14 protein-coding genes are annotated in these 14,168 nt (G+C 32.3%); 9 read left to right on the top strand and 5 right to left on the bottom strand.

The window, feature by feature from the left end; genetic code table 11:
- The first annotated feature begins 23 nt into the window (after positions 1-23).
- The 7 genes from leuC to DG508_RS10945 all read left to right on the top strand — a co-directional run bounded on the left by leuC (position 24) and on the right by DG508_RS10945 (position 5,545).
- Positions 24-1,406 (top strand): 3-isopropylmalate dehydratase large subunit, encoded by a 1,383-nt coding sequence (leuC, locus tag DG508_RS10975; RefSeq protein WP_108868182.1) that lies wholly within the window; start codon positions 24-26, stop codon positions 1,404-1,406.
- A 2-nt stretch (positions 1,407-1,408) separates the two neighbouring features.
- The gene (leuD, locus tag DG508_RS10970) at positions 1,409-1,996 is read left to right on the top strand and encodes a 3-isopropylmalate dehydratase small subunit (RefSeq protein ID WP_108868181.1); all 588 of its coding nucleotides are present in this window, start codon (positions 1,409-1,411) and stop codon (positions 1,994-1,996) included.
- Positions 1,997-2,107: 111 nt separating this feature from the next.
- Positions 2,108-3,223 (top strand): 3-isopropylmalate dehydrogenase, encoded by a 1,116-nt coding sequence (leuB, locus tag DG508_RS10965; RefSeq protein WP_108868180.1) that lies wholly within the window; start codon positions 2,108-2,110, stop codon positions 3,221-3,223.
- A 238-nt stretch (positions 3,224-3,461) separates the two neighbouring features.
- Positions 3,462-4,310: an N-acetylmuramoyl-L-alanine amidase-like domain-containing protein gene (locus tag DG508_RS10960; RefSeq protein ID WP_108868179.1), complete on the top strand. Its 849-nt coding sequence runs from the start codon at positions 3,462-3,464 to the stop codon at positions 4,308-4,310.
- Between the two features lie 79 nt (positions 4,311-4,389).
- Entirely contained in the window at positions 4,390-5,109 is a 720-nt protein-coding gene (locus DG508_RS10955) for a hypothetical protein (RefSeq protein ID WP_108868178.1), read from the top strand.
- Between the two features lie 14 nt (positions 5,110-5,123).
- Complete coding sequence (locus tag DG508_RS10950; protein WP_103865189.1) at positions 5,124-5,351, top strand: putative signal transducing protein; 228 nt, start codon at positions 5,124-5,126, stop codon at positions 5,349-5,351.
- Positions 5,352-5,356: 5 nt separating this feature from the next.
- Entirely contained in the window at positions 5,357-5,545 is a 189-nt protein-coding gene (locus DG508_RS10945) for a hypothetical protein (RefSeq protein ID WP_103865188.1), read from the top strand.
- A 107-nt stretch (positions 5,546-5,652) separates the two neighbouring features.
- Here DG508_RS10945 and DG508_RS10940 read toward each other — a convergent pair whose 3' ends face one another.
- The 3 genes from DG508_RS10940 to DG508_RS10930 form a co-directional block, all read right to left on the bottom strand.
- Positions 5,653-6,375 (bottom strand): cysteine hydrolase family protein, encoded by a 723-nt coding sequence (locus DG508_RS10940; protein WP_108868177.1) that lies wholly within the window; start codon positions 6,373-6,375, stop codon positions 5,653-5,655.
- Positions 6,376-6,473: 98 nt separating this feature from the next.
- A complete protein-coding gene (locus DG508_RS10935) occupies positions 6,474-7,316 on the bottom strand; it encodes a helix-turn-helix domain-containing protein (RefSeq protein WP_108868176.1) in 843 nt (280 codons plus the stop codon).
- On the bottom strand, positions 7,313-7,708 hold the full coding sequence (locus tag DG508_RS10930; RefSeq protein ID WP_108868175.1) for a DUF983 domain-containing protein: 396 nt from the start codon (positions 7,706-7,708) through the stop codon (positions 7,313-7,315). Before DG508_RS10930 ends, DG508_RS10935 begins: the two co-directional genes overlap by 4 nt.
- Before the next feature lie 246 nt (positions 7,709-7,954).
- Between DG508_RS10930 and DG508_RS10925 the strand changes: the two genes are divergently transcribed.
- Entirely contained in the window at positions 7,955-8,830 is an 876-nt protein-coding gene (locus DG508_RS10925; RefSeq protein WP_108868174.1) for an AraC family transcriptional regulator, read from the top strand.
- A gap of 197 nt (positions 8,831-9,027) precedes the next feature.
- A complete protein-coding gene (locus tag DG508_RS10920; RefSeq protein WP_108868173.1) occupies positions 9,028-9,645 on the top strand; it encodes a TetR/AcrR family transcriptional regulator in 618 nt (205 codons plus the stop codon).
- Between the two features lie 219 nt (positions 9,646-9,864).
- Here the strand turns inward: DG508_RS10920 and DG508_RS10915 are convergent, their stop codons facing one another.
- Both DG508_RS10915 and DG508_RS10910 read right to left on the bottom strand, forming a co-directional pair.
- Positions 9,865-13,365, bottom strand: a complete 3,501-nt coding sequence (locus tag DG508_RS10915; RefSeq protein WP_108868172.1) for a T9SS type A sorting domain-containing protein — start codon at positions 13,363-13,365, stop codon at positions 9,865-9,867.
- A gap of 5 nt (positions 13,366-13,370) precedes the next feature.
- Complete coding sequence (locus DG508_RS10910) at positions 13,371-13,772, bottom strand: hypothetical protein (protein WP_108868171.1); 402 nt, start codon at positions 13,770-13,772, stop codon at positions 13,371-13,373.
- Positions 13,773-14,168 lie beyond the last annotated feature (396 nt).

Genomic DNA, 14,168 nt, shown 5'->3' with positions numbered 1-14,168 from the left:
TGACAGGTCTAAATAGTTAATTAATGAAGAAAACCTTATTTGATAAAGTTTGGGATGCGCATGTCGTCAAAGAGATACAGAACGGCCCACAGATATTATATATCGATAAGCACCTGATACATGAAGTTACCAGCCCGCAAGCTTTTGGGGAATTAGAACAGCGTGAAATCCCTGTTTTCAGACCTAATCAAATTGTAGCTACAGCAGATCACAATACTCCTACAGAAAATCAACACCTACCTGTAAGAGATGATTTATCCAGAAACCAACTAGAACAGCTTACCAAAAACTGTAAAAAAAATGAGATCACCCTTTATGGTCTAGGTCATAAATATAATGGTATTGTTCACGTAATGGCTCCAGAATTAGGGATTACTCAACCTGGAATGACGATGGTTTGTGGTGATAGCCACACCTCTACTCATGGTGCATTTGGTACCATTGCATTTGGTATAGGAACTAGCCAAGTAGCACAAGTATTTGCCAGTCAATGTCTATTACTTCAAAAACCAAAAAGTCTTAGAGTAAGCGTCAATGGACAGTTAAAGCCTGGTGTTTTGCCAAAAGATGTTATTCTTTATGTTATCGCAAAACTAGGAACGAATGCTGGCACTGGATATTTCTGTGAATATGCAGGAAATGTATTCTCAGACATGTCTATGGAAGGTCGTATGACGGTTTGTAATATGAGTATTGAAATGGGAGCTCGTGGAGGAATGATTGCTCCTGACGAAACTACATTTGAATATGTAAAAGGAAGAGAATTTGCCCCTAAAGGAGCAGAATTTGATAAAAAAGTAGCTTACTGGAAAACACTACCTACAGATGAGGGTGCTGTCTTTGACAAAGAATATCATTTTGATGCCGAAGACATTGAACCAATGATCACTTATGGTACTAATCCAGGAATGGGAATAAAAATCTCTGAGAATATACCCGTAGAGGATAATGCTTCTTTTGAAAAATCATTAGCCTATATGAATTTTGAAAAAGGACAGTCTCTTGTAAATCAAAAAATAAACTACGTATTTATTGGTAGTTGTACAAATAGTAGAATCGAAGATTTTAGAATTGCTGCAGATTATATCAAAGGCAAGAAAAAAGCCACCAATGTAACTGCATGGTTTGTCCCTGGGTCACAACAAGTAGCTCAGCAAATTGTTAAAGAAGGATTAAAAGAAGTTTTTGAAGAAGCTGGGTTTAAATTACGCCAACCTGGTTGTTCTGCCTGTCTTGCTATGAATGATGATAAAATACCTGAAGGAGAATATTGTGTCTCTACATCCAATAGAAATTTTGAAGGTAGACAAGGACAAGGTGCAAGAACAATTCTAGCAAGCCCATTAGTTGCCGCAGCAACAGCAATAGAAGGAAAAATTATTGATATCACAAAACAATTAAATTAATTATGGATAAGTTTACCAAATTAACATCTTCTGCCATACCTTTATCCATAGAGAATGTAGATACAGATCAGATTATTCCTGCTCGTTTCTTGAAAGCAACTAGCCGTGATGGTTTTGGAGAAAACCTATTTAGAGACTGGCGATTTCATAAAGATGGAACCGTAAATAATGATTTTATTCTCAATAATTCTAAGTACAGTGGTACAATATTGATTGCAGGAGATAATTTTGGGTGTGGATCTAGTAGAGAACATGCTGCATGGGCAATCAATGATTTTGGCTTTAAAGTAGTTGTATCAAGTTTTTTTGCTGATATTTTTAAAGGAAATGCTCTTAATAATGGGGTATTACCCATACAAGTAACTCCTGAATATCTAAAGGAATTATTTACTGAAATCGAAAATGATGCCAATGCAAAATTTGAAGTAGACCTTGATGCGCAAACAATAACAATTCTATCTACTAAATCCTCTGCTACATTCGAGATTAATGCGTACAAAAAAACCTGTTTGACAAATGGGTATGATGATATTGATTTTTTAATCAGTAATAAAAAAGAAATTGAAGAATTTGAAAATGCCAAAATATAACTAATACAATAATGTCTCACTGAGCTTGTTTACATAATCATGAAGCAAGATAAAGATGTACTCCTTATCAAAAAGCTTAAATAATACTCAGTATGACCAAAAAATAAATATATGAAACTAGATATCGCAGTATTGTCAGGAGATGGAATTGGTCCCGAAGTCACCGCACAAGCCATCAAAGCACTAGAAGCCATTGCACATGCATTTGATCACTCTTTTATCTTTAAAGAAGGATTAGTAGGTGCGATTGCTATTGATAAAACAGGAAACCCACTACCTGATGAAACATTAGAGCTTTGTGTGAATACAGATGCTGTTTTGTTTGGTGCCATTGGCGCTCCAAAATACGACAATGATCCTTCTGCCCCTGTTCGTCCAGAGCAAGGATTATTAAAACTAAGAAAAGAATTAGGCTTATATGCCAACATAAGACCTGTAAAAGCATATCCAACCTTAATTGATAAATCTCCGCTAAAACGAGAGATTATAGAAGGTACTGATATTTCTATATATCGTGAATTGACAGGAGGTATCTATTTTGGAAAAAAAGAATTAAGTGCAGACGGTACAGTAGCTTCTGATCTTTGTGAATATTCTAAACCAGAAATCGAGCGTATTACACATCTAGCTTTTAAAACTGCTCAAAAACGAAGAAAAAAAGTCACACTAGTTGATAAAGCCAATGTATTAGAATCCTCTCGTTTATGGAGAAAAGTAGTAACAGAAATTGCCAAAGAATACAGTGATGTAACATTGGATTTCTTATTTGTAGACAATGCCGCAATGCAAATGATCCTAAACCCTAGTCAATTTGATGTAATCCTTACAGAAAATATGTTTGGTGATATTATTTCTGATGAAGCAAGTGTTATTGGTGGCTCTATTGGTCTATTGGCTTCTGCTTCTGTTGGAGATACATGTTGCATGTTTGAACCTATTCATGGATCTTTTCCGCAAGCAACAGGAAAAGGAATCGCTAATCCTATTGCTGCTATATTATCTGCAGCTATGCTACTTGAGCATTTTGACTTATTAGGAGAAGCTCATGCAATAAGAGATGCCGTAGAAAAAGCGTTAGAGCTTAATATTACCACTCCAGATCTTAATACTGATAATCCACTTACAACAGAAAAAGTAGGTGACTTTATCGCAGATTATATATTGAATCCTGAAGATTCTAATCTTAATTTTGAAAATATACATGTAGGACAGTCTACAATAATATAATTTTTCAATCACAATTTATTTTTAAGCAATCAACGCCTATGGGCGTTGATTGCTTTTTTTATGCCTTCTCTTTATATTCTTGTAACTTTGAAACAACCTACTCTTCTTGAATATGGAAAAACAGTGTATCTAAACAAAGAAGATTTTATCTGTTTTTTGTACTTTACAACTCTATAAAGTAAAACAGTAATATCAATTTGATGGTTAATTTGATATAACCATTCAATGCATACAAATTATGAATTGTAAAATTTTATTTCTTTTTATCTCACTCGCAATCAATTACACTACAATTGCACAAGGGGTTACCTGTTCTGCAAAAGACAAAGAGATCTTTATCTCCAGAATAGCAAATCTTAAAAAGGAATATACTCCAAAATCTACTTTTGGAGAAACCATTGTAGCAGTAGGAAAAACTTTTTTAGGCACCCCCTATGTTGCCAAAACTCTTGAGATTGGCCCCAAAGAATCTCTTGTTGTTAATTTACAAGGATTAGATTGCACCACCTATGTAGAAAATATTTTGGTCTTAAGCCTGATGCTTAAAAACAACAAGGATGATTTTGATACGTATACAGCATATCTTGAGAAAATCAGGTATAGAGATGGAAAACTAGACGGTTACACTTCTCGATTACATTATTTCTCTGAGTGGATTACCAATAATGAGAAAAAAAATATTATTAAAAATGTTACTGGAGACATGGGAGGTATCGAGCATCAAAAACAAATAAATTTTATGAGTACACATCGTGCACTCTACCCTTTTCTTAAAGATGATCAGAATTACAAAGGCATACAACAATCAGAAATAAATATCGATCAATCCACTATATGTTATTTACCACAAGATCAAATCGCTCAACATGAAGCTTCTATAGAATCTGGAGATATTATTGCGCTTACCACTTCTATCAAAGGGTTGGATATTACACATACAGGGATTGCAACTAGAGAAAAAGATGGGCATATTCATCTATTACACGCTTCTTCAAGAGGTCAAGTAGAGGTTTCAAAACTACCTCTCGTTGAATATCTAAAGAAAATAAAAAATAACACTGGTATTATTATCAATAGACCGCTTTAATTATAAAATGATAAACTTATCCTTAAATTTTGTAATACTTGTCTCAAATCGTTAATTTAGAGAGCTAAAGAAGAAAAAAATGCTACTTCCAAGAACCAACATTGAGCGAGAGTTATCTACATTGCGGAATAAAGAGTTTGATTCATCTACCTGGAGAAAACAAGTTTTTAATGTTTTTAGGCAAGAGACAACACATGAACAGCAAATTCTTCAAAATATAGAAACTTCTTCTCAAGTAACTCACAATATTTTTGATTTTGATCAATTAGAAACCAATAAAATATATCATCTGGATCAGATAAAAAAAATATGTGTTAATTATAGGTTACGGTTTTTAGATTCTAAATATTTTAAAGGCAAGCTTCCTCCATCTGCAATTTCTGCTATCAAAAACCTCGAAAAAAAACATGAGACAGCGTTAGAAGGGTTTAAAATAGTTGCTCCATCAAAATTATTTAAGCTAGAAAATGCTGATGACCCATTATTATTTGCTCCTATGGGAAATGATTATTTCTACCTTGTACATAAATGGGGTAATGATCTTAACCCTTTACGTAAATATCTTATGTGGTTCTTTAAGAGTTTTGAGAATTTACTGATTCTTACCTTTTTGATAAGCCTAACTCTTACTCTTATGGTTCCTAATGGTATGTTTAGTAAACATAATAACTCTCAAGAGACCATTATGATTCTATTTTTTATGTTTAAATCTGTAGCTGCTGTAATTTTATTTTATGGTTTTGCAATGGGAAAAAACTTTAACTCTGCTATATGGAATAGCAAATATTTTAATGCTTAACAATCTATACTACTATGTTTCCTGAAAGTGAATATGAACGAGTTTATACTGGTAGTTTAATTAATGTACAGTTCTTACAGTCTTTATTACAAGACCACCATATTAATTCTATTACCAGAGATGATATGAAATCAGGAATGATCGCTGGTTTTGGTGGCGGATTACCTAATCATATTCAACTTTTTGTAAAAAAGGTGGATAAAGAAAATGCTACTTCTATCATTAAAAATAATATACCTTAAAAATTATGGAAAACGATAACAAACCGTCTAGAAAAAAATGGGATTTAATGATAGGTATTGCCCTTATTTTACTTGGTAGTTTTCGAATCTATAATAGATTGCAAGAGCAAACAGAATGGGATTTTAGATCTATGCTTACCTTATTATTTATTGGATATGGTGGCTTTCTAATCTATAGGTATTTTCAAAACTAATCAAAAAAATAACCCTAATTATAATACTATCATAAATAGCAATAGAGGCTATCTAAAAGACAACCCCTATTAAATTAATCACCACTATTTAAATAAATCTTTATCTTCTAGAATTGTTCAATTTCTTTTACTACTTCTTTTGTTGTATACACATGACTAGCAATCATTCTATAATTAATAACAGCAGCTTCATAAGAATTCATATCTGGTAATATTGCTCCTGCGGTTGCATCTTTTACTACAGCAACCTTGAACCCTGATTCTACAAGATCACGCATGTGTGATTCTGTACATAAGTTGGCAGACATTCCTGCCAAAATCACATTATCAAATCCATGTTTTCTCAATTGCAATGCCAAATCATTAGATTCTGGCCCATATACTTTATGAGGGTTGGTCACAATTACATTATCCTGATTAATATATTTCTTATATCTTTTTAACCAGTCTGCTCCAGAGCCTTCAAACCCATCTGTTTTTAAGGTATGCGTTCTATCAAACATATTAATCTTATGCATCAAAGCTTCTAGTGCACCTTCAATCTTCCAATCGTGGTCATGTTTGTAATAATAGTGTGGAGATATAAAAACGGTAATCCCTTTTTTCTTTGCTACTTTAAATAGCTTTTCAAGATTCTCTACAGTATTATTTGCTGTTACACTTTCTCCAACCACTCCCCATGCAACTCCATCAGGACTTAAGAAATCATTTTGAGGGTCTGTTATTACAATAGCTGTTCTAGAATCTACCGTAAACCCAGGGTCTGGTAATTGACCATATGTATTTATGGTTACTATCAATACGACAAATGTTATTATTATTTTTTTCATAGTTCATTAAGTTTATGAATTAATATTAATACAAAGGTCGGGTGGATTGCCTTGTATTTATTAGGCAACTATTCCTTCTGATTTGGCAATTTTTCTTATCACCTAACTACTTTTAACAACTGATTTTGTTTTTTATACTGTGAGGGCGAAATACCTTCTTTCTTTTTAAAAAATCTGCTAAAAGAATGGATATCATCGTATCCTAATTCATAAGCGATTTCTTTAACAGGTTTTTCTGTGTAATGCAATAGCCTTCTAGCTTCAAGAATTATTCGCTCTTGTATATATTGCAGTGGTGTTTTTGAATTAAATTTGGAGAAAACATTGGATAGTGTTTTTGGTGATTTATGTAATAAGTCAGCATATTCTGCAACACTATGTTTATTTCTAAAATGTTGCTCTACCAAAAAATTATATTGTCGTATGATATCAACTTCTTGATTTTCTACAGGGTAGTTCTTTTGTAATTTATATAACCTGGCACAGAGTATCAAGTAACGTTTTAGCATTATTTGCAACATATCTATCTGTAACTGATCATTGGATTGAATTTCTATAATAAACATTTCCCATAGCGTATTAAACTTACCAATATCTTCATCAGGAATTGCCACTATAGGAAGCTGTGCTGCACCAAAAAACAATATACCCTTGCAACCAACCTCGCTATCATGATCTAGTACACAATAAAATGGTCTATTAAATCTTAAAATTCTAATCTCTCCTATCTCAATCGGAACTACAGTATGAAACTCTGTTAGGAAAACAATATCGTTTTTATGAAATACTAGTTCTTGCCCGTCTATAAGTATGCGGGTATTATCAGATTGAAACCACAAGATGGTCAGACTACTCTCTACACTTTCTTTTAATACATTACAACTTTTCTTGTCTATTGTATTGAGGTAGATAAATTCCTGAGTACGCCCAATAAATTTCATAATTTTTGCTCTTCTGGCCTAGGCTTGCCATAGCTCATAAAAAAGTTAATCCAAATATTTCTAGATAGCCTTAAAATTAAAGGCAATGCAAAAATCATAACCACTACAATTATCCCATAGGTAATGATTAGGTTTAAATTAAAAACAAGGTATGATAATACAAAAGCTGCTGTTGCAAATGCGATCCCAACAGGATAACTTACATACATTGCACCATAAAAAAACGAAGGTTCTATCTTATACTTTGTATTGCAGTGACTGCAACGTTCCTTCATCATTAATGTATTGGATAATTTATAAGGGTTACGTTCTACATACATACTTTCTTTATGACAAACGGGGCAACTACCACTTATAATACTATATATTCTTGTACCTTTTAAAAACTTCATATTCTGTTGTATTAAACCTTATATATTTAAGGTTGTATATATTACACCTCATTTTAAATCTCAGAATAATCGACTTACTGTAAGCTAAATAAAAAAAATAATGGAGAGCCTATTTTTTTATTTATAAACTTACAGTAAAATCAATACTTTTAATGATATCATTACAGCAAAATTAAGAATACATAATAATTATACACTCATACTATTATCTCCATTTTTTGTACTTTTGAGACATATTTTCATTCTATGAAAAACATACCTATTTTAAATATAACGCAATTTGAAAAAGAAGAATCATTAACTGATTTTTATAGCAATGATTTTAGTAATCATATAGAAAGGAACAAAAAAATTGTACATAAAGCTCATAAACATGATTTCTATTTATGTGTTTTGTTTTCTGAAGGCTCGGGTACTCATGAAATAGATTTTGATGTCTATAATATCCAACCAGGAAGTGTGTTTTTTTTAAAACCAGGACAAACACATTCATGGCAATTTGATCAACCTCCTAAAGGATATATATTTTTTCATACTCCTGATTTTTATGAGTTTTATTTTTTAAACAAAAAATTAACTCAATTTCCTTTTTATTACTCTCTAAAAAACCCTCCATACCTCACATTATCAGCTCACGAATTGTTACATATAGAAACTCGTTTCAAAGAAATAAATACTGAGTATTATCAAAATCTAAGTTATAAAAAACAAAAACTAGCTAGCTTAATAAATCTTACATATATTGATTTGACTCGCCTTTATGCTTCTTTTGAGTCTCAAAAATCAATTCTATCTCCCTCTTATTTACAAACATTACAAACATTAGAAAGCATTATTGAAGATTTTTATAAAACAGAAAAATCAGCAAAATTTTATGCTCAGAAATTAAATATTTCTTCTAAACATCTGAATAGAATTGCTAAAGCAACTTTAAACAAAACAACTACTGAGATAATCATTGAGCGTATTCTACTAGAAGCCAAACGACTGATAGTACATTCTAAAAATTCTTTGACCAACATTGCCGAAATTTTAGGATATGATGATTATGCTTATTTCTCTAAGCTTTTTAAATCAAAAACGAAAATTACACCGCTAGAGTTTAGAAAAAAATATCAATAATCTAAATTATACAACAAATACTTGCAAGCTTTTATAGACTGGGCCTTAGGTGTCATCAAATCAAATTATCTATTTTCTAATCATTATTTTTATTCATCTACTGTATTGATTCAAGTGATAAATGATTAAGTTTGAAGAATAAAATCTTAAAAATTAAGCAAACTATAGTATTGTTTAATTTGGATAAATTATAAGATGTGGGAAGAAAACCTATACTCAAAGACAGAAAAAACAAAAATAAAAAAGTAGAAAAATGGGCTCTTGCTATACTCCCTAAATTAAAACATAAAGATTTAGGAGAACTAACAATGGATGACCTTGCATCACTACTAAAGAAAAGTAAGTCTACTATCTACCAATACTTTACTACAAAAGAAGAGTTTTTTGAATATATCACTCAAGTACGAATAAATCAATTATATTCTTATAAAAACGAAATCACTGAGGGTATTTTAGATTTTGATTATCGTTGTGAAACTTTGGGTCGTATTCTTATTGAAGGGTCAAAAGATGTTTCTTCTTTTTTTTTAAGACAATTACGAAAACACTACCCATCTTCATGGGAACTCATTGATGCTTTTTTTTCTGATTTGCTCGAAGATTTACAACAACTCTATGATCTGGGAATAACAAACAAAATATTCAAACCAGTCTCCTCTGAATTCCTTATTAAACTCGATCGATACTTTATAATGCAATTAATAATGGATAAAAATTTCTTTAACCAACCCGAAGAAACCTTGCAATCTGCTGTTAGAGATTATATGTTTCTAAAATTTGAAGGGATAAAAAATAAAAACACTATAGATTTATAGTATTTTCATCTTTTACCTTAATAAATACATTTTATATAAGCTTCTGTTTCGGTATAAAAAATTTAAACACACTACATATACAAAAGCTTTTTTGCAATACCTCTTTTTTCTATTTATACAAAAATTTATATAAAGTATAAACCCACATCATATAATAAGAAATCATATATCAAAATCCTACTACATAATGTGGGATTAACAAAATACAGGGGGACCATTCTATTTAATAATAACCCTAGTAGTATTTGCAATACCGCCATCTCCAAGAATCTTAACCAAATACATTCCTGAATTAAGGTTATCTAAAGAAAGTGTTTTTTGTGAGCTATCTAATGCTCCCATTTCTTTGGAGTATACAAGCCTACCACTCAAACCATATATTTGCACCACACTATTTTTTATTGTTGTAGCAGACGATATCTGTACTTTTCCATCAGAAACTGTTGGATAAACTACTAGTCCTTCTGCAACAATCGGAGTTACAATCTCTTCTATTTCTTCTTCCTCTACCAGAAGTTGTTCTTGTGGATTAATAGAACGGATTGCCCATCCAAAAGAATTAAATAATGGATCTGATATCAACCTGAAACGTATTGCAACTACATCTCCTTCTTGAAAAGAGTCTAATAAATTAATGGTTTGTTTTTTAAATAACTGATCATTTATTGATGGTGAAGGGCCAGAATTAAAAGCATCTGTCCACTCAGGGAACCTCTGTGCATCATATATATCTAATTGTATCCAATCTTTTAGATTTTTTGAAGCTTCAATAGTTACATAATCATAGTATTGTCCTGGAGTAGGGTCAAACTCTGTAATTGCAACATCTTCATAAACAAAACTTCCATTCGCAGCTGTTACAATGATTGGATGTTTTAAAACTGTACTATATTCTGAGTTATCCAAATATGGATGGTCTGAATTATTGAGCACTGCTTGACTAACAGTTGCATTAATAGAATCTATTACAAATTCTCCTCCAAAAGTATATACATCTGATGCTTCAAATGTTTCGATTGTCACAATATCTTCTGGTTCTTTATAATCAATAATATCAAATGATACAGATGTTATAACAGAAGATTCATCAGCATTGTCTATTGCTTGCATACCTAATGTATGCCTACCTTCTGCCAAGTTTTCTACACTATATGCAAATGTAGTTCCTTGCTCAATATTATCAGTTATCTCTGCTATTTCTTCATTATCGATATATACAATTATCTTTTGAATATCTTCATTTTCCTGAACATAGGTAATTGCTGCATTTTGATTTTCTACAGATTCCTGAGATACACTAGCAATGGTAGGAGGTGCATAATAAGTAGGAGGCTCATACCCTTCTAATTCATCTAGAGTAGCAGTCCACACTCCTCTACCATGTGTTGCCATAACCACTTCGTTATTCACTATTTTCATTTGCCAAACAGAAAAAGCTGGTAAACCTCCTAATAATGACCAATGCGCTCCTCCATCAAGTGTTTGGAATACTCCTATATCTGTACCTACCCAAATTCGGTTTTCATCAAAGGGCATTTCTACAAGACAATGAATAGCAACATCAGGAAACCCTCTATTTTCTCCTGTAGAAAATCCAGAAATATCTTCCCATGTTTGTCCTAAATCCTCGGTTTTTAAAATCTTGGCAGCTCCTTGCACAGAAAATAATGCATACGCTCTATTCTCATTGACACTTGAAGTTTCTAGTCCAGAAATACGATAATTATGATCTATTCCTTCTCTTGGATCTGTAAATACTGCGGTTGGCTCGTACGAAATTCCATTATCAACAGATACATGCATTACATATGCTCCTGATTCTGACATGGCATTTCCTGCCCATACAACATCTGGGTTGGCTGTAGATACAGAAACATCTAAAGAACTAGAGCTTCCTAGAGAAAAATTATTTGGAATTGCCGTAAGCTCCCATGATTCAGCAAAATTAGTAGTTCTCCATACTCCACTTGTAGAAGGACTGAAGAGTACATTTGGATTGTTATTTGAGTTTGTAATCTTAGAATAAAAAGGCGATCCCGCCCCAGATTCACCATGTCCAGCAAAGAAACCTTGCCCGTTTACATATCTTACAAAATTATTAAATTGAGAGCCTCCTATAAACTTATTAGGGTCTTCATAATTCCATAACACTTCAAAGCCATCTCCACCTATAATAAACTGATATTGAGTCGCATCGTTTGCTCCGCTTCCTGTTGTTGATATCCACGTACCATTATCCTGTGCTCCTGCCATATAATCTTCTACCCCATTACGCTTATCTGCTCCATAAAATTGTGTACAATTAAGTCCTACTGCAGAGGTAGACCAATCATTTTCAGTTGTCCCTGGATCATATAGGTAATCTGTATGATAAACCCCTCCGTCATTGGTAAGAATTAATTTAAACTTTTTTTCTTTTCCTTTCTTTACCCATGTTAACCCTTGTTGATCGACATGTACATAATCATTTAATTCACCATTATAACCAGCCGCAATAGGTTCAAAGGTATAGTTTACAGGACCATCTTTACTTTTACCTCCTCTTTTACCTATTTGCACTTTATGCATCACAACACCTCCTGCATAAAAAACGTTTTCATTAAAAGGGTGCGCCATGATAATATTATCATACCAACCTTGTCCTGTAATCAGGTTTCCTGTTGCTGGCTCTCCTTCATATCCAATTAGTCTGAATGTTTCTCCAGCATCACTGGTAAGGTAAAAATCAGTATTCACCGCAGTAGTTGCATTACCTTGACCAGTATATACTGATACAAAAACTCTATTAGGGTTTGCAGGAGAAACATCTAATTCAAATCGTTCGTGATTTTGGTTATAATCATCTTTATTTAATACAAGATTCCATGTTAATCCTCCATCAATACTTTTTATAACTCCTACACTATTTACTCCCCCATATAATGTAGCAAAATTTGTAGGGTCAAAATTAAGGTCTTGTACATTTCCTCCATCATAGGTATGCTCCCATGTAGTACCACCATCTGTAGTAACATAAATACCATTACTGCTTGCTACTACCAAATTATTTTCATTTTCAGGGTTTAAAGCTAGCCTACCTACTCCTCCAAAAGTTTTGGTATTATTTAGATATTCCCAACTACGTCCACCATTGGTAGTTTTAAGCACTCCTATGCCTCCAATTCCATCTAGGTTATTAAATGGTTCTCCTGTTCCTACATATAATGTTTGAGGAGCACTAGGACTAACTGCTACTGTAGATGTAGAGAGGCTTGGCACTTTATAATCTGTAAGGTTCTCCCATGTTACCCCTGCATCTTTGGTTACCCAAAGTCCTCCACCAACAGTACCTGCATACCATTTATCATTATCATCGGGTGCTACCACAATTCCTCGTATTCTACCAGGTACATTGACAGGTCCTCTTTCTTTCCATCTTATAATACTAGCATTCTTAGCTGTATTTCTATTTTTCATCGCTTTTTGATACTCTGTCATCAAAAAGCCATCTTTATACGTAGATTTTTCAGTTCCAATAGGTTTCAAAAGATCTGCCATATATTCAGCAATAATCTCTATTCCTTTCTTCTTGGTGTGATCTTTTTTTGCCTTACGCTGTTTTAGAGTTTTTATTTCTTTTACTACTGCTATTTGTTGTTCATGCTTCTTATCGCAAGCTGTATAGACTATCAATAGAAGAGCAAGAACAAATAATTTTCTTAGATTAAATTTGTGTGTCATAAGAGTTAGTTTTTAAGATTAATTATTGTTATTTGTTGTTGAGTATTTGAAAGAAGAATATCATCAAGGTTTTCTGAAGTTGGTTTTTGTTCCATTCCTATATATGGAACAAGTTTTATTGAAGTATTATCATGCCACGCCACATTACTCCCTCTATAATTACCTTTTTTTATGATCTTTTTGGTTACGGTATTATATACAGCATATGTAAACTGTATTGCTGGATCACCTAGTTTGGATACTTTTACAACTCGAAGCTCCATTGTCCTATCTCTATTTAAACTCGAAATGGTACTATTCTGGTTCATATTTGATACAGGCTTAATAAATGCTTCTTTTTCTGAAACCTTATTTTCTGCGGTTTTACACTGAGCAAAAGAAAGTACCGTTAAGCTGAAAAAAAACATAGAGGTAATTCTTTTGGATAACAGCAATGTTATTTTACAAATCACGTTTGAAAATTTTAACAATTACTCGCTCAATAGCGATTACAAATGCTTATTCTGGGGAGAGATTTTTTGACTATAGATATAATTAATACCGAATAACTGGATATTATCATTATAATCACAACTAAAGTAGTTTATATTTTTTTAAAAATCAACAACTTACCAATTGTTTTAATAAAATAAATATTTCATATATTTATTTTTGATCAAATCACTCTACTTCATTTTACCCTATTTTCCAGTTGGAATAGTATTATACGAGTTATGGATAAGAATTTCGTATAAAGAGTTTGAATTATTTTGTGTTAGATTAAGGCATAAAATTAAAGAATAGCCTTAGCTATTGTTGAATTT

Origin of the sequence: Aquimarina aquimarini, from assembly GCF_900299535.1 — a bacterium.
GTDB lineage: Bacteria > Bacteroidota > Bacteroidia > Flavobacteriales > Flavobacteriaceae > Aquimarina > Aquimarina aquimarini.
The sequence above is the reverse complement of the archived record's forward strand: the minus strand, read 5'-3'. Positions and strand labels throughout refer to the sequence as shown.